This window comes from Noviherbaspirillum sp. L7-7A, from assembly GCF_019052805.1.
Lineage (GTDB): Bacteria > Pseudomonadota > Gammaproteobacteria > Burkholderiales > Burkholderiaceae_D > Noviherbaspirillum_A.
The window spans coordinates 331,340-355,270 of record NZ_JAHQRJ010000002.1; the positions used below are offsets into that span (position 1 = coordinate 331,340).

Below are 23,931 nucleotides of genomic sequence, written 5' to 3' on the forward strand. Positions count from 1 at the left end.
TGTATCCGCTCGTAGCCCGCTGCTGCCGGCACTGAAGGACTGTACCCGACCCTAAGCTTCCAGTCAGGCTGGCTTAGAAAACGTCGGCTTTGTCACCGCAAACAGCCACTCCGAATATACACAGATATTATCGATGCTCTAGATACCCAGCAGCTTCCTAAATCGGCCGCGTTTCTTGAAGTAGTCTTCACGAGACATTTCTTTCAACTCCTGCCACTCCAAATCTGCATGCCCTTCTGTGAGCAATCAGTTCTGCACGCTGGAAGGCATTGGCGAACAGGCTCACACTCAGCCAATGGACAACAAGCATTTCCGACAAGAAGCCTGGTGTGAGCGCGAATTGATCACTCTGTACTAGGTGCTGAGTAAAGAGTAACCAACGGGCACAGTAGGATGCAAGGTTATGCGCATTATCGCAGGAGACTGACGGGGAAATCCGGGCAAGATAACCTTGCAAGCAGGTCCCCGTTACACTGACTGCCCAAAGTTTGCTACGGTCATGAGTCGACGGTGCTAGTTCCTGCAACACGCCATCCGCGGTCAGTGGCACCTTGCGGGTATGTACCGGCAGAATCTTCTCGCGGCCGCGCCTGCCAGGAAAATGGACCACCACGCCGGCCAAAACTCCGAACTTGTTTTCGGCAGGCCAAGGGTCAGCTGAAATTTCCTTCCTTCCTGAACTTTTCCAGCGCCTGCATCAGCTGGACCTGGATGCGGGGCTCGGATGGCGCATGGCCGGCGTCCGGCACGATGTGCAGCACCGAACCGGGCCAGGCACGGTGCAGTCGGTAAGCCGCCTGCGGCGGCGTGATCACGTCATGGCCGCTCTGCACTATAGCGGCCGGCAGATGGGCGATGCGCTCCATATTATTGATCAGCTGGCCGGGCTCCAGGAACATGCGGTGCCTGAAGTAATGCGCACGCAGCCGAACGGTGCTGTAGACCACGCTGTTTTGCTTCAGGGCTTGCTGGACGGCTTGCGGATCATGCGCAAGCAGCGCACAGTCCTCGCTGTAGCGGTACCAGCGCCGCGCAATTTCCATGCGCACCGCCGGCGCGTCGGCGAAAAGCCGCTTTTCATAGGCGGCAAGGAGATCGCCGCGCTTTTCTTCCGGTATCCATGTGGTGAAATGTTTATGCGCCTGCGGATAGAACAGGCGCATGCCATGTAGGAACCAGTCGATTTCCCCCAGGCTGTCGAGCAGGATGCTGCTCAGCACGAAGCCCAGGCAGGCATCCGGATAAGCTTGGCCATAGGCCAGGGCCAGCAGCGCACCCGAGGAGCCGCCTGTCACCAGCCAGCGCTCTATGCCCAACATCCGCCACAGGGCTTTCAGGTCATGCACCAATAGCTGGGTGGTGTTGGCGCGGCATTTTCCGAGCGGCGTGGAGCGGTATGCGCCCATTCCAATAAAACCTCTTTGGTGCGTGCGAAATTATTCCATTCCCTAATTGAGGTACTGCTCATCTTTAAATTGTTGCTGCCCGCCTTGTTGGCCTTACCAATTCGTTCCCAAAAAGTAACCATGTGTCGAAAAATTTTACACCAATTGTTACCGATAGTTACCAAACGTTAATACTTATTAAATTGTTTATTTCAAATCAAATAGTTACGAATTCGTCAACTGTTTGGTACATTTTTTGCTGAAATGGCACCGCAGCAAAAAAGGGTTTGTGTTTAACAATTAAGAAGAAAGGCACATATGAACTGCGTTAAGTGTATTTGCGCCGGGGCTTTTGCCGTATTCGCCTCAGTTCCGGCAGCAGCAGCCACCTTCGTCAATGGTGGCTTCGAAACTGGCACTACTGCGGGCTGGTCTACCGGCGAGGGCTACCGCGGCGGTGTCGACAATGCAGCACTCACACCGTCGAGCGTTCTCCCCGGCGGTTCGCTATATGATGGCCCTGCAACCCGGTCAGGCGTTGTTTCCGCCGGAACTGTCGATCCGACCATTGGCGCTTCCTTTGGAAGCACTGTCTATGCGGGCAACAACGCCTACCGGATTGAGGACACATCGTCTGGCGGCTACGCTTCGGCGATCAGCCAAAAGGTGACCGGCTATACCGACTCAACCATTATTTTTGCTTGGAAGGCGGTGCTCGAGAATGGCGGCCATGATCCAGCTGACTCAGCTTTCTTCCGCATCGTGCTGCGCGATGACACCACCGGACGGGATGTGATCAGTCGCACCTATGATGCTGGCGCCGAAGGGGGTGGAGTGGACAGTCGCTTCTCCGCCCTTGGTGACTACTTCTATACTTCGCAATGGCAGATCGAAAACCTGGTCATCGATTCATCCCTTCTCGGCCATGACTTCACTCTCGCGTTGCTTGCTGCCGATTGCCTACCGACCGGGCATCTCGGCTACGCCTACCTAGATGGGTTCGGTGGCTCGATAACAAATCCTCCGCCAATCGATCCGCCGCCTGGCGGCAATCCTCCGCCAACCGGCCAAGTACCGCTTCCTGGAACCTTAGCTTTGCTGGGCTTGGGTATGGCAAGCCTTTCTGCTGCTCGCCGGCGTAAAGCTGCCTAGCATTTTCATCCTGATGTCTTGGTCCGCTCCCAATGGAGCGGACCTTTATGAGGTGTACTGTCAATAGTGGACACTCTCGTGTCATGCGTCCTGCAGATGTTTGAAGGTTTCAGCAAACACTGCAGGGGACAGGTAGCCAAGGCGTGAATGGCGCCGCTGGCGGTTGTAAAAAATCTCGATGTATTCCTGGACCGCTGCCTTGGCATGGGCACGCGTTTCATAATGCTGGTGATGTGTCAGTTCATTTTTCAGGCTGCCCCAGAAGCTTTCCATCGGTGCGTTATCGAAGCAATTTCCTTTGCGCGACATGGATGCTTGCATGCCAAACTGGTCCAGCAACTTACAATAGGCATGCGCACAATATTGACTTCCCCTGTCCGAATGATGGATCACTAGCGCTGGTGGTCGCTTGTTGCGCACAGCTTGCCAGAACGCCCTGGCCGTCAACTCCTGCGTCATGCGCTCGTCCATCGCATAGCCGACGATTTCACATGTGAAGACATCTTTCACGCCAGCCAGGTAAAGCCAGCCTTCTCGAGTGGGCAGATAAGTGATATCGGTCAGCCACATTTGATTTGGGCGGGTCGGCATAAATATCTGGGCCAGCAGATTGGGCGCCACCGACAGGTTATGCGGGGAATTGGTCATAGCTGTGAACTTGCGTTTCTGCTTGCAGCGCAAGCCCAATTTCTGTCGTCGCCGTCCAATACAACCCGCCCAGCCGGGAACCCTTGTGCCGCCAGCTCTGGCTGTATCCGGCGTATGCCGTAGGTTTCACGGCTCTGCCGGTGTACTGCCTTGATGGCCACCTTCAGTTGTTCGCCAGCTTGCTGGCGTTGTGACGGCTTGCGGGCAATCCAGGCATAGAAGCCGCTGCGCGAGACGTCAAACACACGGCACAGCAATGCAATCGGGTAGTCGAGCCGCATTGTCTTCAATTGCGCGTACCGGGCAGCGACTCCCGAGCAAAGTACGCAGCGGTGCCTTTTTTTAAGACTTCCTTCTCCATGCGATCCACCGCGAGCTCACGGCGCAACCTGGCGTTCTCCGCTTCCGAGTCAGCGACGTTACGACTGCTAGGGGCTGAGGTTGATGCTGTTGATCCCCGCTTGGCGGCCGTGACCCAGTTTGCCAGCGTCCCTTTCAGCACCGACAGCCGCTGCGCCGCCACTTCCAGTGATAGTCCCTGTTCCAATACCAGCTTGACCGTTTCCGCGCGAAACTCGGGCGTATAGGTCCTCAAATCTGTTCTCGTCATGCTTTCTCCCATTGATTCAGTTTATCAAACGGGAGTGTCCCCAGAAGTCAGGCTACCTCACATCTGCAGGCCGCCTGACACGAGAGTGTCCATTATTGACAGTACACCTCAACGCGCAGGCTTACCAAGTCACAGCCACGCAACTTGCTATCAATGGCGAGGTTGAACAGCGCCAGATCACGGGCTTTTTCGGCAAGCTAGAGTCTTATTCGGGTGGCCCAAATCTCTTTGAGTTTCAACGGAGCTTTCTGACCAACGAGCCTGCCTTTGTTCCAGGGAACCGACGTCTTGGAAATTTCAGTATGAGATTTCATGAGAGTCTCCTTCAATGAAAGGACTCCCATTGTGGTCAGGCAAACGGACGCTCAACGACCCAAAACAGACCTCGCGTAGTCAACAACCATTGCCAAAGTGGCGACTAGCGCTTATACGGATCGGTGCCGAAGCGCATCCACCACAAGCTCGAAGGCCCGTGAGGGTTGACGCCGGCTCGGATAATACAAGTAGTAGCCGGGGAAGGTCGGCGACCAGTCTTCCAGCACAGGTACCAGTCGACCGCTCTCGATGTGCTGCTGCGCGAGTGTCACGGGCACATACGCAATGCCAATGCCGGCCAGCGCGCCCTCCAGCATTTGCGGCGTCGTGTTGCCAGTGAATTGCCCCCGCACCTGTACCTCCAGCATACCGCTATCCTTTTTGAATTCCCAAGCATATAACCCGCCGTGGGTCGCCAGCCGCAGATTGATGCAGTTGTGTGCCACTAGGTCCTGCGGCCTCTCCGGGCGCCCATGCGTTTCGAAGTAGCTCGGCGTCGCGACGACTGCCATGCGCAGGTCAGCTGTGATGCGTACCGCGATCATGTCCTGCGCTACCTGATCGCCGAAGCGTAGGCCTGCGTCAAAGCGCTCGGCCAAGATGTCAACCATTCGGTTGTTGATGTCGATTTCGATATTGATGTTGGGGTACTTCGTCATTAATTCCGACAACTTGGGCCATAGAAAGCTGCTTGCCCCATAGTCAGAGGCAGTGATCCTGATCGTACCAGCAGGTTTGTCCCGATTGCTATCGAGCTCAGCCAGCCCGGCTGCGATTCCTTCGTAATGTGGTGCCAGGCTTGCCAATAGACGTTCGCCTGCCTCCGTCGGCGACACGCCACGCGTCGTACGCGTTAGCAGGCGTACGCCCAAGCGCGACTCCAAGCTTTTGATTGTATGGCTTAGCGACGGTTGCGCAACGCCGAGCTGGGCGGCAGCGCGCGTGAAGCTACGTTCGCGGGCGACGACGATGAAAGCTTGCAAATGGTTGAAATCAACATGTGGCATTAATAGATATTTCGTATAAGCCTATGTCGATCTTAGCATCTAATCCAATAGCCTGTGGCGAAGTAAAGTGCGGCTCTTATCACCAAACTTCGTCTCAGGAGAAGACATGCACCTTTCATTCGAAAACAAAGTTGCGCTGGTTACCGGAGCAGGGTCAGGCATCGGCTTGGTAACAGCAACGGCATTCGCTCAGGCTGGTGCCGCAGTAATACTTGCCGACATCGACGAAGCTGCGGTCAGTGCTGCGGCACAAGCACTGGTGGCGGCAGGGCACAAAGCAATGGCAATTGGCTGCGACGTGGCTGACGAGCGGGAGGTCGCTTCCATGGTCGAGAAAACCGTCGCCACATTTGGTCGGCTTGATGTAGCTTTCAACAATGCCGGGATCCAAGTGCCCGTCGCAGAGACTGCCGATGCTAGTGGCGCCCACTTCGATCGCATCATAGCGACCAACCTGCGCGGTGTGTGGAACTGCGCGAAGCACGCGCTTCGTCACATGCGCATCCAGGGAAGCGGAGCAATAGTTAATACCTCGTCGCAGGCTGGCCTTGTGGGTACCGCCGGCCTGGGTGCCTATACGGCGTCTAAGCATGGGGTGATTGGTCTGACCAAGTGTGCGGCACTTGAGTACGCTGCCGTGGGTATACGGATCAATGCAATCTGTCCTGGCGCCATCGACACGCCAATGGTCCAGCAGGCGCTGGCTGACGAACCTGACACTATGAAGGCAGTAATTGCCGAAATTCCGGTAGCGCGTCTTGGGCGCTCGGAAGAAATCGCTTCTACGGTGCTTTGGCTATGTAGTCCAGGGGCGGGCTTTATGACTGGTCAGGTCATTGCAATCGATGGAGGCTTTACGATAAGGTAAAGACATGTCCGCTTCTGGCCGAACGCCGCCCAGCAGGCTACTCGCTAAATACAGTTAAGTTTGTATCGCTACGGGGCTAATCGAATGAACCGGGTAGCAGATGTGGCGATCATAGCAATGTGGCGACTCTTTCTTGGTCATCCTGAGCTTGCGATGAAACCGTGGATCAAGCATATATTCAAGTTGCCGGTTTGCCTGGCCGGCATGCTCGCCGGATGCGGCGGATCAGGCGGTGATGGCACCAGTCCTGCCACAGGCAGCGCCGGCTTGAGCAGTGAGCCAGCAGGACAGCCGGCGACGGCTTTTATCCCGCCGTCGGCAGACGCGGCGCCGGCGTTGGCGGCAAAAGCGGTCGCGAGCGGATTGTCCAGTCCGGTGTTCCTGACCGCACCCGATGGCGATACGCGGCTTTTTATCGTAGAGCGCGGCGGAAGCATACGGATTGTTCAGGACGGCGGGCTGCTGCCTATGCCTTTCCTCGATATCCGCGGCCGCACGACAACCGACGGCGAACGCGGCCTGCTGTCAATGGCATTTGACCCAGCCTATGCTGAAAATGGCTTTTTCTATGTGTACTACACGGACCTGAACGGCGACATCGCTATTGACCGCTACCGCGTTTCAGCAAACCCAGCACAGGCCGACTCCCTCTCGGCTTTGCGAATTCTTTCTATACCGCATCCACAGTTCTCAAATCATAATGGCGGCCTCCTGCGGTTCGGGCCCGATGGATACCTGTATGTAGGTACCGGAGATGGTGGCAGCCAAGGTGATCCCTTTGCTAATGCGCAGAACACTGGGGTGCTTCTCGGTAAGTTATTGCGTATTGATGTTTCGGCCACAAGCGCTGGTACGCTGTATGCCATTCCCGCGACCAACCCGTTCCTCAACCAGCCCGGGAAGCGCGCGGAGATTTGGGCGTATGGCTTGCGCAATCCATGGCGCTATGCTTTTGATGCGAGCACCAGCCTGCTGTATATCGCTGACGTTGGGCAGAACAAGCGAGAAGAAATTGATATTGCACCAACTGAGCAAGGCGGCCTGAATTACGGCTGGAATGTCATGGAAGGCGAAGTTTGTTTCACCGGCGACGCTTGTGACAGCCGTGGCTTGACGTTACCTGCATTGGAATATGGGCGTGATGGCGGCGCTTGCGCCATCGTTGGCGGATTCGTCTACCGCGGTGCCGCGATCCCAGGCTTGCAAGGTGTCTACCTGTACTCCGACCTGTGCGCGGGCTGGATCAAGGGGCTTCGTTACGCAAACGGCACTACGGCAGCGGGCATGGACTTCGGCAGACTCGCCAGCGGCGCCATACTTTCTTTTGGTGAAGATGCGCAACACGAACTTTACCTGCTCACGGTGGAAGGCAATGTGTATCGCATCGTCGCACGATAGCGCCGCGCAGACTTCCGGCCCAGAAAGCGAATCAACGATCGAGTTGTGGTGCCAATGATTGCCACAATGTAGGAGAGCGGCAAGGGCATTAACCACAGCGCGGCAATGGCGAGGATTCGCTGCCGGTACGCTCCTAACGACGACTATGCATGCAGGCATCGCCGCCCTACTCGCACTGTGGCCGAGCGCGAATTACCCCACCCGCATTATCAATGTCTTTTTTCGCTGACGCTAGCCCGAAGTGCAACTAACACTTTCGACTCGTTGCTGTCATTCGCTTCAACGATATGACTGGCTCCTATTGAGTACCAAGAAGCCAGTCAGCATGAGGAATTCAGGATGGCGACATTTGAATGATCGCCATGCAATCAATATCGCTTACCCTTCTCACGCAGCCTCTTCCTGGAACGCTTCCTCGCGCTTGGACTTGATCGACGGCAGCGCCACGATCACCACCAGCGCCGCAGCCGCCAGCAGCAGGCCCAGCGAGATCGGCCGCGTAAAGAACACGCTGAAGTCGCCTCGCGACAATAGCAGCGAACGACGGAAGTTCTCTTCCATCATCGGCCCCAGCACAAAGCCCAGCAGCAGCGGCGCGCCTTCGCAACCGAGCTTGATGAACACATAGCCCAAAACGCCAAAGCCTGCCGTCATGAACACGTCGAACACGCTGTTGTTGACCGTGTAGACGCCAATGCAGCAGAACACCAGGATCGCCGGGTACAGGTAGCGGTACGGGACCGTCAGGAGCTTGATCCAGATGCCAATCAGCGGCAGGTTCAAAATCACCAGCATCGCATTGCCCAGCCACATCGACACGATCAGGCCCCAGAACAGCGTCGGGTTGCTGGTCATGACCTGCGGGCCCGGCTGGATGTTGTGGATCGTCATCGCGCCCACCATCAGCGCCATGACCGCATTGGGCGGAATGCCCAGCGTCAGGAGCGGAATGAACGAGGTCTGCGCCGCGGCATTGTTGGCCGACTCGGGCCCGGCCAGGCCTTCGATGGCGCCCTTGCCGAACTCGGCGCTGTTCCTGCTGATCTTCTTTTCCATCGTGTAGGCGCCAAACGAGGCCAAGGCCGCACCGCCGCCGGGCAGGATGCCCAGCATCGAGCCCAGCGCGGTGCCGCGCAGGATGGGCGCCACCATGCGCTTGAAGTCGTCTTTCGACGGGAACAGCGTGGTGATCTTGCTGGTGAAGACTTCGCGCTTTTCCTTCTGCTCGAGGTTGGTCATCACCTCGGCAAAGCCGAACACGCCCATGGCCACCGCGGCAAAGCTCACGCCGTCGGACAGCTCGGGGATGTCAAACGCATAGCGCGATACGCCAGTGTTGACATCCGTGCCGATCACGCCGCCCAGCAGGCCCAGCACAATCATGGCAATGGCCTTGACCAGCGAGCCGGAGGCCAGCACCACTGCGCCGATCATGCCCAGCACCATCAGCGAGAAGTACTCGGCCGGGCCGAACTTGAAGGCCACTTCGGCCAGCGGCACCGCGAAGGCAGCCAGCAGCAGCGTGCCGACGCAGCCGGCAAAGAACGAGCCGATGGCAGCGGTGGACAGCGCCACGCCGGCACGGCCGCGCCGGGCCATCTGGTAGCCGTCGATACAGGTCACCACCGACGAGGTTTCGCCGGGCAGGTTGACCAGGATGGCGGTGGTGGAGCCGCCGTACTGGGCGCCATAGTAAATGCCGGCCAGCATGATCAGGCCGCCCAGCGGGGGCAGCGCATAGGTTGCCGGCAGCAGCATGGCGATGGTGGCGATCGGGCCCAGGCCCGGCAGCACGCCGATCAGGGTGCCGATCAGGGCGCCGATGAAGCAGTAGGCCAGGTTCATCGGCAGGCTCATGGTCAGGCCGAAGACCGAGAACGGCTCGGTGGCCAGCACCGCGCCGAAGCCGGTGGAGAGGTTGGCAAGCAGGGTTTCCATGTGTGCTCCTTAGGTGCCGAGGAAGGTGGGCCACAGCGGAAACTGCAGACTCAGGGCATAGACGAAGACGAACAGGCACAGCGCCACCAGCACGACGGTGTTGATCAGGGCGGCGCGCCAGCCGAATTCATGGCTGGCATAGCTCGACACCAGCACCACGGTGATGAGGGAAATGACCAGGCCCAGGCGCGGCAGGAACAGGCCAAAGAGCACGACCGAGCCGAGGATGAGAATGATGGTGGACCAGGAAAAGCGGTCGACCTTGTGCGCCTCGGCCTTGGGCGAGAGTGCCATGAGGGCAATGCCGACGCCCATGACGATGAGGATGACGCCGAGTACGGTGGGAAAGTAGCCGGGGCCCATGCGGGCGGCCGAGCCGAAGGTGTAACGGGTACCAAACCCGGCGAAGAAAAGGCCGAAGGCGGCAAACATCACCCCCGACCAGAAGTCCTTCTGGTTCCTAATTAACATGTTGCAAAGTCTCCTGCTGTTATATGACGCGGCAAATAATTGCGGAATCGGTAAATGCCTGTTACATACGGCGTGCCACTTGAAAGCATTGCGCTTGCCTGATTGATCCGGCAAGCCGAACGCAACTCATCAGCTGTGTGAGTACAGATCCATTCCGGCCGTTGGCAACGCTGCCTGAAGCACGCTACCCGAGGAAGAATCGGTCAGCACCAATGTGGACGTGCCTGGTCGAAAAGCCACGTTGGTAATGGTGTGTCCTGCGGGACTGCGCACGAAATGCGTTATCTCACCTCTTGCATTGATAACAAATGCTCCCCCAAGGCTTGCATGGGCTACCACCAGTCCACCGTCGCGGTCGACCGCCATCCCATCTGGCCCACTGATGCCAAAAAAGCTTTGGAATACCCCTACTTTTGACACGCTTCCTGCGGAGGGAAGCGGCGCGCGCCAAATCTGGTTGGCCCGGGTGACGGCCAGAAAAAGCACTTTGCCATCCTGGCTGAGGGCAAGCCCGTTCGGACTCGGCGCATTGGAAATGAGGCACTCAAGTGATTGCAGATCCGATTGTCCATGACGCAAGCGATAGACCCGACCCGTCGGGTCTTGCATACCGGTCTGCCCCTGGTCAGTAAAGTAGCAGGCGCCCGCCGCATCAAAGGTTAAATCGTTTAGACCCTTGAAGGATTCACTGTTACGGTGTCCCAAAAGCGTAGATAGGTCACCGGTTTCGACCTGGAGCCTGAGCAATCCGCGGCGGTAATCAGCGATCCAGACTGAACCGTCTGCGTGTATCGCCAAACCGTTCGGCCACCCCTCGTACTGCGCGACGCACGCCCACTTCAGGTCAGGCGAGACCCGGAAGATACGCCCATGGGGAATATCGGTGAGGTATAAATTTCCTGAACGATCGAAGGAAGGGCCCTCCAGGAAGCAATCAACGATTTGCCCGGGCTTGTTGGCATGGGCCCATTCGCTCATTACCGGTTTGCGCAACGCAGCAGGCATGCTGGTCAACACCTTGGCGTCTATGACCTGCGGCGGCGAAAAGGAAAGATTCCACATCTCTACGCTTCTTTCAGTTGACTCATTCTGGTTGGACTTTCGCGTCTTTGGCTGCAGCCCGCCACAGCGCGGCGTCGCGCCGAATCAGTTCGGAAAACTGTTCGGGAGGAATTCCTCCTGGCTGAGCGCCTTGCTGGGCAAATTGATCGCGTAAGCCTTTGTCTTCCAGCGCCTTGTTGACCAGCGCATGCAACTTGATGATGACCTCTTTCGATGTGCCCTTGGGTGCCGCCAAGCCAAACCAGTTATTGACGGCATAACTCGGCAAGCCCGCTTCCTTGAACGTCGGAACGTCTGGCAAGGAAGGCAATCGACGCTCCCCAGTGACTGCCAATGCGCGCACTTTTCCGCCTTTTATTTGCGGCACGGCGGTAGGGCTTGCGGTGACCAGGAGATCCACTTGATTGGAAATCAGGCCAAGCATCGCCTCGCCAGCGCCTTTATAGGGAACATGAACGACAGGTGCCTTGGCTTCCTTTTTAAATACTTCTGCAGCGAGATGGGTGGAGCTGCCAGATCCGCCAGACCCAAAGTTCAGCTTGTCCGGGTTCTTCTGTGCATAACTAATCAATTCACCCAGATTTTTGTAGGGGGAACTTGCACTCACGATCAGAATCACTGGAGTTTGTGCAATGGTCGTCACCGGAACGATGTCATTGTCATAGTTCCATGGAAGTTTGGCGAACAACGATGGCAGCATTGTGTACGTCGTGTCATTGGCCAGAAGCGTGTAGCCATCCGGGGCTGCCTTGGCAACGAAGTTCGTCCCGATCGTACCGCTGGCGCCAGGCTTGTTCTCGACAAAAAACGTTTGCTTGGTTTGCTCCGAGAGTTTGGCAGCAATCTGACGTGCTGCGTAGTCGGTCGTTCCACCGGGTGCATAGGGTACGACGATGCGAACCGGTCTCTCGGGCCAGGTGGCTTGTGCCACAGCGGCAATTGGAAGTACGCAGGCCACAGCAAACGCGCAGCCGGATAGTTTGGCAATCATGCTGGTCTCCTTTGATTGATGAACTTTTAGTCTGGCTTAATGCCGGCTTCCCGGATCAGGCTGCCCCATTTTTCCTGTTCAGCTTTAATGAACTTGGCCGCTTGTTCCGGGGAACCGGTCATAGGGGTGCTGCCTTCAGCTTCCAGCGTGGCGACCAACGCCGGCTGCGCAAGCGCCTTTCCGACTTCTGCGTTCAGGCGTTGCACAATCTCCGGAGGCGTTCCAGCTGGAGCAACAATTGCCTTCCAATCCATCGCTACGAAGTCCTTGTAGCCGGATTCAGCGACTGTCGGCACATTGGGGAGGAAGGACAAACGCTTTTGCGAAGTGACGGCGATCGCGCGCAACTTGCCACCCTTGATCATTCCAGCTACCGATTGGGGTGTGGCAAACATGTAATCGGTCTGCCCGCCAATGAGATCGGTGATGGCTGGCGCGGCACCTTTATAGGGAATATTGAGCACCTGGATCCCGGCTTGGCGGCTCAGCATTTCGCCTGCTAGATGACCTACCGTGCCATTTCCGGCAAGAGCCTGCTTGACCTCGCCCGGTTTGGCTTTTGCGGCTTTTACTGCATCGCCCACCGATTTCCAGGGAGAGTCGGCTCGCACTACCATGACTGTCGGAAGCTCGGCCACTAGTGCAACCGGAACGAGATCCTTGGATGCGTTGAATGGCATCTTGGGAATCAGGGTGGAATTGATGGCCAGATTTGCGGTTTGCCCCATGCCGATGGTGTAGCCGTCCGGCTTGGACTTCGCCACTGCGTCCATGCCGATGTTGCCGTTGGCGCCAGGCTTGTTATCCACCAGGAAGGTCCATTTGGTATTGCCAGACATTTTTTCCGCGATATGGCGCGTCACCGTATCCGTGCCGCCTCCCGGGGTATAGGGAACGATGAAACGTATTGGCTGATTCGGCCAGTTACCGTTTTGCGCAAAACTTGCGCCGGTGGAGAGCGTCATCGCCGTGGCGAGAACGACAAACAAATTTTTGCTGCGGGGGGATTGCATCTGATGTCTCCTACGTAATTTATCGAACGATTTGTTGCGTCTGCATGGCGCGGATCGCGCCCTCGTCGTAGCCCAGCTCACTTAGTATTTCGGTGCTGTGTTCGCCGAGCTTTGGGGGATTGAGTCGAATGCCGGGCCTCTCGCCGCCAAGTGTCAAAGGCAGCAATGCAGTCAAGGTTTCGCGTCCGTCGGGAAGCCTCATGGGTGCCAGCCCGCCGGTTTGCATTAAATGCGGATCGTCAAGCAGGTCGTGTGGCCGGGTAATCGGAGCAAAAGGCAAGCCGTGTTTTTCAAACACTGCCGATAGCTCGGCGACGCTGTAGCGCGCCATCTCGGCACGCAGCAAGGGCATCATCCAATCGCGGGCAGACACTCTGTCATTATTGGTGATCAGGCGCAGGTCGGCTTTCAGGTCAGACAGGCCAAATGCATCGCAGAAGATGGCCCACTGCGTGTCGCTCACCACTGCCAGGAAGATCTGCTCGTTGTCCTTGACGTTGAACACGTCATACACCGCCCACGCGGAAATGCGACTGGGCATAGGTGCGGCCGGCTTGCCTGTCACCGCATACTGCATCATGTGCTGCGCGACCAAGAACACATTGTTTTCATAAAGTGCGCTTTGTACTTCCTGCCCCCGGCCGGTCTGGGCGCGCTCTGCCAATGCAGCCATCGCGCCGAGGGCACCGAATATGCCGCCCATGATGTCGTTGACGCTGGTACCGGCACGCAGCGGATCGCCAGGTCGCCCGGTCATGTACGCTAGGCCGCCCATCATCTGCACGACCTCATCAAGCGCCGTGCGATGGTCATAGGGGCCGGGCAGGAAGCCCTTGTGGCTGACATAGATCAGCCGTTCATTGCGGGCGGACAGGCTGGCATAGTCCAGCCCCAGCTTCTTCATGGTGCCGGGCTTGAAGTTTTCGCTGACGATATCGGCCGTATCGATCAGCCTCAAGACCAGCTCTCTGCCTTCCGGCGTTTGCAAGTCGACAGCGATGCTCTTCTTGTTACGGTTGAACATCGGGAAGAAGCCAGCGCCGGAGCCGAGCAGCTTGCGGGTGTTGTCACCGCCGATCGGCTCGACCTTGATGACTTCCGCACCCAGATCGGCCAGCACCATACCGCAGGTCGGCCCCATCACCATGTGCGTGAACTCAACGACGCGTACACCCTTGTAGGGAAGATGTTTAGCTGACATGCGACACTCCTTGTTGAAAACCTTTCGGCAGACCGGCTTCCGGCGTCATGCCATATAACGGCTCGCCCGGCAGGCCGGCCTTGAGCGGCTCCCGTGCCGCGATCAGGCGGTCGATATCGATCCCGGTGCGCACGCCCATGGCTTCGAACATGAACACCAGGTCCTCGGTCACCACGTTGCCTGACGCGCCTGGCGCATACGGACAGCCGCCCAGCCCGCCCAGCGAGGAATCGAAGACGCGCACGCCTTCTTCAAAGGCGGCCAGGCAGTTCGCCAGGCCAAGGCCGCGGGTATTGTGCATGTGCGCCGCGCCAGCCTTTTCGCCGATTTCCGAGCGCATGCGGCGAAACAGGCGCCGCACCTGCGCCGGATTGGCATAGCCGGTCGTGTCCGACAGGCCGCAGTCGTCGACCCCGGCCGCCGCACACCAGGCTGCCATCCGGATCACATCGTCCTCGGCGACCAAGCCTTGTATCGTGCAGCCGAACGCGGTGGAAATACCGGCTTCAATCTTTACGCCGGGCGCAGTGCGATTTCGCAGCGCGACGATCTCGCGCACCGTATCGATCATCTGTTCCCGCGTCTTACGCACATTTGCCAGCGAATGGGCCTCGCTGGCTGATACCGGGATGGTGACCTTGTGCACGCCTGCCGCTAGCGCCGCCTCGGCACCGCGCAGATTGGGCACCAGCGCCATCACGGTCAGGCCGGGCAATGTCAGTGCATGCCGGACGACTTCTTCCGCGTCCGCCATCTGCGGCAACAGTTTCGCCGGCACAAACGAGGCCACCTCGATCTCACGAATGCCTGCGTCATGCAAGGCGCTGATCCAGCGCTTCTTGTGCTCGGTCGGCATGGTTGCTTTGACGGACTGCAGCCCGTCGCGCGGGCCGACTTCGCTGATCAAGACATCAGGTCCTGCTTTTGGATCAAAACTCATCGTTGGACTCCTCAAATTACTTGGCACGGCAAACCTCCGCGCTGGCTCAAAGGGGTTGCTGTACGGTTCTTCAAGCTAGATGTTTTTGGAATCAAGGCTGGACCGTTTGCAACGCTTTGTTCTGTCTGTTAGAATGATGTTCTAACATTCGAAATAGTTTGCAAGTGCTTCCCATGCATGTCAAGTTTTTTTTAAGGAGATGAATTCCGATGCCGCGCAAAGCCCAGACTGAATCGGTAGCAGATGTGAATGCCGCGCCTGGTGGTGCCGCTGCCGTGGACAAGGCGATCTCCCTTTTGGCGGCATTTCGCTCTGGCGATCGCGCGCTGGCGTTAGGTGAACTGGCCGAACGCACCCAGCTATACAAAAGCACGGTGCTGCGCGCGATCGCTTCACTTGAGCACGCGCGGCTGATTCAGAAGATGCCTGACGGCAGGTATGCCTTAGGTAGTGAAATAGCGCGCTTGTATAGCATCTATGCAGCTTCGTTTTCGCTAGAAAGTATCGTGCTGCCAGCGCTGCAGGAACTTGTCAGGCAAACTGGCGAAAGTGCGGCCTACCATGTCCGTCAGGGCGATTCACGTTTGTGCTTGTACCGGGTCGACTCGCCGCATCCAATACGGGACCATGTGCGTGCCGGCGAAGTGCTTCCTCTTTATCGCGGTGCAGGGGGGCGTGTACTGGTGGCTTTCGACGGGGAATTGCTGAAAAAGGCGCCAAGCGAAGAAGCGGAAATATATCGACAAATCGTCGAGCAGGGATTTTGCGCGACCAGAGGCGATCGGCTGGCGGAGGTAGCCGGCATTTCCGCACCGGTGTTTCGGCAAGATCATCAACTTGCGGGAGCACTTACCCTAACGATGCCAGCACACCGTTACGCCGATCATTACATTGAAAAAGTCATCACGACAGCAAAATCGTTGTCGAATCAAATGCCTTGATGCGGAAAACTGGCCATGAAAAGGTGGAGGACCACTAGTCCGACCGGCGGCAACAGTCCTTCGACCCGTCTGCGGAGTCGCTCTGAATATAGGCCGACTTCAGGAATAACGCTGTAAAATAGCACTTATGGACGCCACTACTTCAAAAAGCGTTATTCTCCGTAATGCAGATGATGTGGCGTTGCCTATCGGATGGTGGGATTAGGGGCACAACTTTTCCCAAGCTGCCTTGCCTACCAGTGAAATTAATAAACTGGTAAGCGTCTGTCCCAATTGGTTTATGCCAGAGTGAACCCGATTTCCAAGCGCTACTTAACGCCTCCCGTATCCGTACCTGCTTCTGTCAGCGCCGGACCTAACTATTCTTGAGGCCAACCTGTCCTATCTTCGTAGCACGGGAAAACCGCTCAATAGATTGCGGGGAAGAATGTATTCGTCGCATATCCCGAAAATTCTGCTGACCCGGAATCAACAGCCGTACAAGATGTACGCCGTCTATTGAGCGCGCTATTGTTACCAAGCGCCCGGATACCGCGCCATTTATGCGTTACACGGTACCCGAAGAAACCTCTGACGACCTATGAAAACGTTTAGTCGAGTAAAACACATAGCCAGGCTCAGTTTAGAGTGGTTTTGATACCGGCACGAGGGAAATAACATTTCCAGTGAAAGCGACGTCTTCGTGTACGCGGTCAATTTGTGCTAGAAGGCTTAGCAGGGTTTCCAGCCAGGGATAACGGCGAAAGCGCTCGCTCCGATTCGCGCCTTCAAGGCTTGCGATAAAGGCTGACGTCAAAACACGTGGCTGCGTCCGGCTACATACACCGCCATGAAGTTGCGCACGGCGGCCAAGATAGGCAAGTGCACAGGCGCGAAAATACGCCGTCTCCGTTTTATAACTCTTGAAGGCAATACTGCTTTCAACGTCTTCTTTTGTTATCCAGCGCTTGTATGCGACCCAGTCGCCTTCGGCTATGCAAATCTGCAGAGGACTTTGCGCGTTTTCTACTGTCCTGCTCGAGCAAATACTGGTCTCCATCCCCGACTCCCACTGTTTACTTTTATTACACTTGGTATGGATGATGCAACATTACTGTCGTGTGTTTCTGAATCCATGCTATCCATTAAATTGCAATGAATCAACTTTTTTGCCGTCATTCATTGCCGACGTTGTATTTCGGCGTCGGATGTGTTGGCACCGTGGTCGTGCCGGTGAACCAAGGCCTAGACGTAGGAGAGAGCAGTTAAAACCGGAGGCAACCGTTCGGTCTAATTTGGCAATACATTATTGTTTTAATAACAATAAATAGAGACAGTTATGCGGATGGTCATCGAGGCACGCTTTGAAGACAATGCTGGTGGTAGTGTACCGGTCTGATTGGCTGAATTTGAAGCGCCGATGGTGAACTGACGCAGTTGGGATTGACCTTAGCTGAAAGCAAACAACTTGTGCACGAAGCGCAGCGCGCTTTGGTCAACGTGCAAGCAAACGGTTTCGTGGCCGCGTCCAAACACTGCCCCCACTGCGGTGCAGCCTTGTCGATTAAGGCCAAACATACCATCCAATATCGAACGGTTTTTGGCAAGATGACCATCGACAGCCCCCAGCTGCGTGTCTGCAAGTGCGGTCAAGACACACGCAGCAAGTCATTTAGCCTGCTTGCAGCCGCGTTACCCGGACGCCCCAGTCCTGAATTGGAATACCTTTAGGTCAAGTGGGCAGCGCACCTACCGTATGCGGTCGCTACCGCGCTCTTGAAAGAAACTTTGCCGGTCGATCAGGCTATCTCTATCTCCGGCCTTAGGAACTGCATATAGACGGTCGGACAAGAACTGGACAACTCTACCGAAAGGGCCACTTACGGTGAACGCGTCGATCCGCCTGTAAATGGCAAGCTCAAGATTGTCGCCCTGGCAGTGGATTCTGCATGGTTACGCCACCGCTCCTCACAACAGGAACAGGACGAAGCCAAATTGGCGCAGTATTTCCCGTCAAAAAAGCTTCCGTCCACTGGGCGGCACGTGAACATCATCGCCGGCCGGTCCGCAATGATGGCAGCTGCAAAGTGTATGGCTATGTCAACCGGGAAGTCACCTCGGCCGCGACACGCCTTGACCACTTTCTCTCGGAGCAAGGCGCTGCGCAGGACCAAAGATAAACATCGTCTCCGACGGCGCAGGCGAATTCGAAAAAGCGGTCGACGGATCCAAAAGGCCGTTGACTCGGATTCGGGATTGGTTTCATATCGCGATGAAATTTCGCGCAATCGAGCAATCGGTGCAGAAGTTTCCTGATCTGACAGCACCGAGCGGTCGCTCAGTGCAAGACGAAATCGCATCCGCGAAATAGCTGACGTGGTACGGCAGGGGTTCCGAAGAGGTGAAGACACTGAAAACCTCCATGACATGATTGGTCTCGCCCCGGAGGACGCGGCTTGCAGGGCGTTATGGTGGAATTGCGGAGGACATATTGGTACCTCGAATCTAATGCGCAATACCTGGTCAACTATGGATGCCGTTATCGGCGCGGCATGCCGATCAGTAGCAGCATCGCTGAATCGGCGGTCAATGAAGTTGTCAGTTTGCGTTGCGCGAAAAAGCGGCAGATGCGTTGGACGAATAAGGGGGCACACCTTCTTGTGCAGGTTCGGGCAGCGGTGCTGAACGGCGAGCTGAAAATGCGTGACATGCCTGATCGACGACGAACATTCACAGAAAAAAGAATGACGATCACTGCCAATGCGTAGCCTAGCGGTGCTTCCGGTTTTAACTGCTCTCCTCAATCTCGTTTTTAATGCCCTTCGCCTCGTCGACCGGCAATAGGTGCTGGGTGCGCGGAACGTCCCACATCCACTCAGGCAACCTCCATTGGGTAGCGGGAGGGCTTTTGCTGTATGTCTTGCGGACATGCCACTATGGGGGCCAGCAGACTGAGGAGTACGACGATTCTTGCATTTCGGAGTTTCCTAGCTATAGCTCCGGTCTTCAATTCTAATTCGATTCCCAGATTAGGTATCGTTCCATTCGAATACGATAAACCGCACTCATTAGCTTATTTTGATAAATCCCACATACAAATTTCGTAACAATTCTCGCAAACTAAAATAGAAGTTTGGTTTATGACGGCCCTACTGCCTAATCATTGCGCACATAAAATTTCCAACAGGACTAATGCCGGTTATCAATGAACTAGTTGCAAAGCAATTACGATTATTTACTATGGTAAACGCTATTCCTTGATTAGCTATAATTCATTGCGCCTATCGCTGGACCCGTTAAAATCTAAACCTTGGCATTGGCAGTTGATGAAAAAATCAAGTTTTTAATTGGCTCGGAAAGCTATCTGTTTTCCCTAGGCAACTAGGCACAAGCTAGCATACGAAGGTTCTAGCTGTGCATTGAAGCAATTATTTAGGTTGCAGATTAATGCTTCGTGCCCGAACGGGGTGCGAAAACGATTTTAAAGAATATTGGTTTATCCAAGGACCTGTTACGTCCTAACGATTTAAAGGGTATTAACAATGCGAAACAAAAAATTCCCACCCAGCAAAGCCATCCATAAAATTTCGTCGAAAATTATTAATAGAAATAATCTGATTCCTTTTTTTACAGGATCGCTTGGACTGTTCATTATCGGCACACAAATCTCACATTTAGCAGCCGACAGATTGCAGGCAAATGATTCGCAAACACAGTACCAGCGAAGCAAATCACCGTCGCAGGCAACAGTGGAGAAAAACGCGGTGCAGACCGCACCGGCGAAAAGCGAAATCGAGAAAGAGAAATCTGGCCCCACGGCAATCTGCGAGAAGGAAACGGGCAAAATTGCTAGTGCTTCCCCCAATCTTGATGCGCAGACCGGACATAGGCTCGCGTCCCACGTCGAGACGCGATACAAAGTCTCAGCCTCGACGGCAAGAGAGATTGTCACGACCACAATCTCCCTGAGTAAGAAAAACGATATGGATCCATATCTTGCCCTTGGCATCATTGCCAGTGAGTCCAGTTTCAATCACAAGGCGAGAAGCGGATATGGCGCCACAGGCTTAATGCAGGTCTACGCGCCTATTCATAAGAACGTGCTTGAGGATCTTGGAATTCGTTTAAAGAGTCGAAAACTAGTTGAGAAAGTCCTGACCGAGCACATTCCGCTAAATGTTGCTGCAGGCATCCGCATTTACAAGACTTATGAAAAGCAATACGGTTCGCCCAAAAAGGCACTACAAGCGTACAACGGAGCAAAGCAGGATACGACATACTCCTACGCTAACAAAGTACTGGCGATGCAGGAACAGCTTCGACAGGTGGCGTCCCCATCAGGTGCATGTGCTTAAAGTTTGGTTGTATAGCGCTGCCCCAACCTTCTCGGTCATACAAAATGCGTTTCGAGCTTGAAATTGCGGCATCGATAACAGTAAATCGCCAGCGCTTGTGCAACTGGATGATTGAATGCCCAGAAACAGCGACCAGCAGGAGGTTTTCGACCTTCTCGCGATCGCACATTCTGACCTTACTGACGATCAACGGCGCATGATGAAAGTGTGGGAGCTAAAGAATGCCGTTTCTCCTTAACTAATCCAGTTTTCGCCTTCTGATATACATCAACGCACCACTACTACAAGCCGCTTTCTCGCTATCGCAGCCTAAACTGAAGTCAAACGGTTTAGAGCAACTAACTGTTTTAGTGGAGAAAATCATGCGATACAAAAACAAGTTGGCGGTCCTGGCAGTAGTTATTGCAGGATATTTTCCCTTTAGCCCATCAGTGTCGGCAGCAGAAAAGACATTGGAATTCAAGTTGGTAGTAAAACTATACGAACCGACAGCGCTAGAAGCGCCTAATGTGCCGGGTCAAATGATTACAGAATCAAAAGCTTTCGGCGTTGGTATATTTAAGGATGGTCGAATCGCGGTCAAGGAATTCGTCACCGTTTCGGATCTCAACAAGGGAGTTGGTTCAATGTATGGATATAGCACCTATACCTTTGACGATGGCTCCACGATAACGGCCCGCTTTACCGGGGACTTTAAACCAAATCAGCCGGTGCATGGAGAATACAAGATCTTGTCAGGAACCGGCGCCTATGCAGGCGCAACAGGAACGGGCACTCTCGATAGCATTCCGAATCAGTTTAAAGGAGCGAACTTGTTCAACATAAAGCTGATAGTGACAACGCCATGAAGGCATATGGCGTCTGTAGCTGAATCGCCCCGGGTTTGTATAGGCTCCCTCGTTTGAGAGAATGGAGCTATGAAGAAGCAACCTTAATATTTCCCCGAGGCCATCGAACGTGCCGTGCGTGTGATTGGCGAAGCGGGTAGTCAGTACGAGTCGCAATGGGCGGCGGTCATGCCGATCGCTGCCAAGATTGGCTGCACGCCGGAGACGCTGCGCCGCTGGGTCTGCCAGCAAAAGCGTGATACTGGTCAGCGGCCCGGACCGACTACTGCCGAAGAGGAGCGCGTCAAGGCACTCGAACGAGAAGTGCGTGAGCTGCGCAGCAAACGAGATCCTGCGCTTGGCGAGCGCGTTTTCGCCCAGGTGGAGCTCGACCACCCCTTCAAGCCGTGAGGGCTTTCATTGACCGGTATCGCCATGCCTACGGTGTCGAGCCGATCTGCAAGGTGATGCAGGACGCGACGACGCGCTAAGCTTCGACATCGAACGTGTTTGGCAGGCGAATCTGCAGGTCTACAGCGCCGACAAAGTGTGGCGGCAGCTGCGGCGTGAAGAAACCAATGTTGCCCGCTGCACGGTGGAGCGTCTGATGCGCAAGGCCGGCCTGCGTGGTGGCAAGCTGCTCGCCAAAGCGAGTCGGAAGAAAGCGTAGAAACCGGTAGGAAGTGCGGAAGAAGCTGCAAGGCAAGCAGTGCCATAACGCTTGTCGTGCCATCGCGGCTAGGCTTAGCCAGCGGGAATGTCTCCCTACTTGCCGCTGCTGCCGCTACCTGTGCCGGCCGCTGCACCGGCGCCGTCGGCCCCGCCCGCGGTCCCAGCATGGCTGCAGCTTCGCCAGCGCCGCTGGGTGACAGTCCTTGGTGTCCTGACTCCTTGCCCGTCGGTTTCCTTAATAGCGCATTCCAGCCCATCCGGATCAGATGCAGCAATTGCCGGTCGACGATGCGTCGTGCCAGCGCGCGCATCAGTTCTGAATGTGAAATGTTGCCGACGTAATCAGCAAGAACAGCGTCGACCACCTCCGTTTGTCCCCGGCGAATCCGTTCCTGCACCTCTTGCGCTGCCTGTTGGGCATTGCGGCCCGTCCGGTGCGCGTACTGCTTTGTTGGAAGGGCGGTTTTGAAGATCGGTTCGAGCACCAGCATTGCTGCTGTCATGCAGACCCGATCCGTACAGTCGAGATGTCCAGCGGCCTTAGCTTGCCGTTGGGCTTGGGAATGAACATCCTGCGAATCGGATCCAGTCGAGGAATGTGGTGCTGGTATTGCTGCCGACCGCCAGCTCCGGTGGATGCGGCCTATTTTGTTGAAAGCTTTGTCTCTCTTCGAAGCCACATGGGGCGGATAGTAGCCGAACTGCATGTCGAACTCATGACATACGCCAACCGGTGCGCCGTGCTGGCGGCATACCGACTGCGCGCGGCGGTTCCTGGACGAGGGCCAGTCTGATCAAGCGATTGCACGCATGATCAGGCCAGCAGCAAATGCGCCGGGTCGTGATAATGCGCTGGCCTGACTCTATGACGTCCTACAGCCAGATGCGCCCCTGTCTGGCAGAACTAAAGGGGGCGAATAGGTATAAAGCAGATTCAGTCAGTCTTTTCCCCAGCCTCCCCGCGTGGGGAACTGCCCGCTCACATGAAGCGGGCTTTTTTTGCCGAGCACATTCACTGCAAGTGCCTAATATCACCGGCACCGGCGACAACACATGGCGGCCGTGCAAATGTCGTTATGGTGGGTTAGTGCGGGGCTTCGTAGACTTTTCATGGCGCTGCTCACCACCCTACGCGCAGGGTACAAGCGTGCGGCGCAGCGGTAAAGTCGGCTTGCATTCTAGCCGATCATTCGGGTGAATCGATCGTCAAACAGAATCGCAAATTGATTCATCGCGGTCTTCCAGTTATTCGCAGCGCGCCCCATTCAGCGGTGATATTGCGCAGCGCCGGCTACATCAACTTGGTGGCAGCGTCGTCAGTCGGGAAGTGTCCGCGCGTCTTGAGGATCTTGCGTAGCCTGGCATTGACGCTCTCGATGGCGTTGGTGGTGTAGATCACGCGGCGCACCTCGGGCGGGAAGGCAAAGAACGGGATCACGTGGGTCCAGGCCCGTCGCCAGCTGGCCACCACGGTCGGGAATTTTTTGCCCCAGGGGCCGTCCTCGAAGGCGTCCAGTTCTGCCGCTGCCGCCTCTGCGCTCGCTGCTGCTGCGCTCGCTGCTGCATAGATAGGCTTGATCGCCGCGGCCAGCACCTTACGGTCCTTCCAGCTGGCGTAGTCCAGGCTGTTGCAGATCAGGTGCACGATGCAGGTCTGTAGCGTCGTGGCCGGGTACACCGCTGCCAGCGCTTCAGGCATGCCCTTGAGTCCGTCGGTGACAGCGATCAGGATGTCGCCCAGGCCGTGCGTATTGAGGTCAGTGAACACTTTCATCCAGAATTTCGCCCCCTCCGTGTTCTCGATCCACAGCCCGAGGATGTCGCGAGCCGTCCGGCAGCACGCCCCAGCGCCTTGTCCCGAACAGCCTTTTCGGTCGCCGCGAGCAGCTCGGCATGGCCCAACTGGATCTTGCGTCCGTTGACCGCGGTGCGAACGGCTTCTGAACAGTTGGTCAGCACCAGACGCTTGACCAGGGTCGCATGAGACCAGCCAAGACGCTTTGCCGCCTCGTCGTGGTCACTGGCACAGCTTTGCAACACGCGGGCAGCTGCGACCGCTTCCTCGGTCGGCGACCTCTGCGCGCGCTGCACGTTTTCGATCAGTAGTCGCTAATGAACAAAGAGGTTGCAGGCTGATACCGGTTTTTCCTAGGTCATG

At 56.1% G+C, this 23,931-nt stretch carries 16 protein-coding genes, 5 pseudogenes and 1 other annotated feature; of the genes and pseudogenes, 8 read left to right on the forward strand and 13 right to left on the reverse strand.

Features of this window, described 5'->3' with window-relative positions; genetic code table 11:
- Positions 1-653 precede the first annotated feature (653 nt).
- On the reverse strand, positions 654-1,406 hold the full coding sequence (locus KTQ42_RS19775; protein WP_217347322.1) for an alpha/beta fold hydrolase: 753 nt from the start codon (positions 1,404-1,406) through the stop codon (positions 654-656).
- Between the two features lie 297 nt (positions 1,407-1,703).
- On the opposite strand from KTQ42_RS19775, the gene KTQ42_RS19780 reads away from it, so the two are divergent.
- Positions 1,704-2,537 (forward strand): PEP-CTERM sorting domain-containing protein, encoded by an 834-nt coding sequence (locus tag KTQ42_RS19780; RefSeq protein ID WP_217347323.1) that lies wholly within the window; start codon positions 1,704-1,706, stop codon positions 2,535-2,537.
- An 81-nt stretch (positions 2,538-2,618) separates the two neighbouring features.
- Here the strand turns inward: KTQ42_RS19780 and KTQ42_RS19785 are convergent.
- The 3 genes and pseudogenes from KTQ42_RS19785 to KTQ42_RS19790 form a co-directional block, all read right to left on the reverse strand.
- Positions 2,619-3,795, reverse strand: a pseudogene (locus KTQ42_RS19785) (IS3 family transposase).
- A 110-nt stretch (positions 3,796-3,905) separates the two neighbouring features.
- Positions 3,906-4,109: pseudogene (locus tag KTQ42_RS24045) on the reverse strand (integrase); the annotation flags it as partial.
- Between the two features lie 111 nt (positions 4,110-4,220).
- On the reverse strand, positions 4,221-5,117 hold the full coding sequence (locus KTQ42_RS19790) for a LysR family transcriptional regulator (RefSeq protein ID WP_217347324.1): 897 nt from the start codon (positions 5,115-5,117) through the stop codon (positions 4,221-4,223).
- Positions 5,118-5,223: 106 nt separating this feature from the next.
- Between KTQ42_RS19790 and KTQ42_RS19795 the strand changes: the two genes are divergently transcribed.
- A complete protein-coding gene (locus KTQ42_RS19795; RefSeq protein WP_217347325.1) occupies positions 5,224-5,985 on the forward strand; it encodes a glucose 1-dehydrogenase in 762 nt (253 codons plus the stop codon).
- Between the two features lie 84 nt (positions 5,986-6,069).
- Positions 6,070-7,383 carry a PQQ-dependent sugar dehydrogenase gene (locus KTQ42_RS19800; protein ID WP_217347326.1) on the forward strand — a complete coding sequence of 438 codons (1,314 nt, stop codon included), beginning with the start codon at positions 6,070-6,072 and terminating at the stop codon, positions 7,381-7,383.
- Positions 7,384-7,770: 387 nt separating this feature from the next.
- On the opposite strand, the gene KTQ42_RS19805 is transcribed toward KTQ42_RS19800, so the two are convergent.
- From KTQ42_RS19805 to KTQ42_RS19835, 7 genes are all read right to left on the reverse strand, one after another.
- On the reverse strand, positions 7,771-9,321 hold the full coding sequence (locus tag KTQ42_RS19805; protein ID WP_217347327.1) for a tripartite tricarboxylate transporter permease: 1,551 nt from the start codon (positions 9,319-9,321) through the stop codon (positions 7,771-7,773).
- 9 nt (positions 9,322-9,330) lie between these two features.
- A complete protein-coding gene (locus tag KTQ42_RS19810; RefSeq protein WP_217347328.1) occupies positions 9,331-9,792 on the reverse strand; it encodes a tripartite tricarboxylate transporter TctB family protein in 462 nt (153 codons plus the stop codon).
- A gap of 129 nt (positions 9,793-9,921) precedes the next feature.
- Entirely contained in the window at positions 9,922-10,854 is a 933-nt protein-coding gene (locus KTQ42_RS19815) for an SMP-30/gluconolactonase/LRE family protein (protein ID WP_217347329.1), read from the reverse strand.
- Positions 10,855-10,876: 22 nt separating this feature from the next.
- Positions 10,877-11,845 carry a tripartite tricarboxylate transporter substrate binding protein gene (locus KTQ42_RS19820; protein WP_217347330.1) on the reverse strand — a complete coding sequence of 323 codons (969 nt, stop codon included), beginning with the start codon at positions 11,843-11,845 and terminating at the stop codon, positions 10,877-10,879.
- Positions 11,846-11,871: 26 nt separating this feature from the next.
- Complete coding sequence (locus tag KTQ42_RS19825) at positions 11,872-12,810, reverse strand: tripartite tricarboxylate transporter substrate binding protein (RefSeq protein WP_249223037.1); 939 nt, start codon at positions 12,808-12,810, stop codon at positions 11,872-11,874.
- A 67-nt stretch (positions 12,811-12,877) separates the two neighbouring features.
- A complete protein-coding gene (locus tag KTQ42_RS19830; RefSeq protein WP_217347332.1) occupies positions 12,878-14,059 on the reverse strand; it encodes a CaiB/BaiF CoA-transferase family protein in 1,182 nt (393 codons plus the stop codon).
- On the reverse strand, positions 14,049-14,999 hold the full coding sequence (locus KTQ42_RS19835; RefSeq protein WP_217347333.1) for a hydroxymethylglutaryl-CoA lyase: 951 nt from the start codon (positions 14,997-14,999) through the stop codon (positions 14,049-14,051). Before KTQ42_RS19835 ends, KTQ42_RS19830 begins: the two co-directional genes overlap by 11 nt.
- Before the next feature lie 209 nt (positions 15,000-15,208).
- Here KTQ42_RS19835 and KTQ42_RS19840 point away from each other — a divergent pair, with 209 nt between their 5' ends.
- Positions 15,209-15,940: an IclR family transcriptional regulator gene (locus tag KTQ42_RS19840; protein ID WP_217347334.1), complete on the forward strand. Its 732-nt coding sequence runs from the start codon at positions 15,209-15,211 to the stop codon at positions 15,938-15,940.
- Between the two features lie 622 nt (positions 15,941-16,562).
- On the opposite strand, the gene KTQ42_RS19845 is transcribed toward KTQ42_RS19840, so the two are convergent.
- The gene (locus KTQ42_RS19845; protein ID WP_217347335.1) at positions 16,563-16,979 is read right to left on the reverse strand and encodes a hypothetical protein; all 417 of its coding nucleotides are present in this window, start codon (positions 16,977-16,979) and stop codon (positions 16,563-16,565) included.
- A gap of 1,435 nt (positions 16,980-18,414) precedes the next feature.
- Here KTQ42_RS19845 and KTQ42_RS19850 point away from each other — a divergent pair.
- The 4 genes and pseudogenes from KTQ42_RS19850 to KTQ42_RS19865 form a co-directional block, all read left to right on the forward strand.
- A pseudogene (locus KTQ42_RS19850) lies at positions 18,415-18,687 on the forward strand (ISKra4 family transposase); the annotation flags it as partial.
- 774 nt (positions 18,688-19,461) lie between these two features.
- On the forward strand, positions 19,462-20,274 hold the full coding sequence (locus KTQ42_RS19855; protein WP_217347337.1) for a transglycosylase SLT domain-containing protein: 813 nt from the start codon (positions 19,462-19,464) through the stop codon (positions 20,272-20,274).
- A 362-nt stretch (positions 20,275-20,636) separates the two neighbouring features.
- A complete protein-coding gene (locus KTQ42_RS19860; RefSeq protein ID WP_217347338.1) occupies positions 20,637-21,122 on the forward strand; it encodes a hypothetical protein in 486 nt (161 codons plus the stop codon).
- Positions 21,123-21,224: 102 nt separating this feature from the next.
- Positions 21,225-21,732 (forward strand): annotated as a pseudogene (locus tag KTQ42_RS19865) (IS3 family transposase); the annotation flags it as partial.
- Positions 21,468-21,583: a sequence feature (AL1L pseudoknot), on the forward strand. (Overlaps the previous pseudogene by 116 nt.)
- Positions 21,733-22,951: 1,219 nt before the next feature.
- Here KTQ42_RS19865 and KTQ42_RS19870 read toward each other — a convergent pair.
- A pseudogene (locus KTQ42_RS19870) lies at positions 22,952-23,617 on the reverse strand (IS256 family transposase); the annotation flags it as partial.
- Positions 23,618-23,931: the final 314 nt, after the last annotated feature.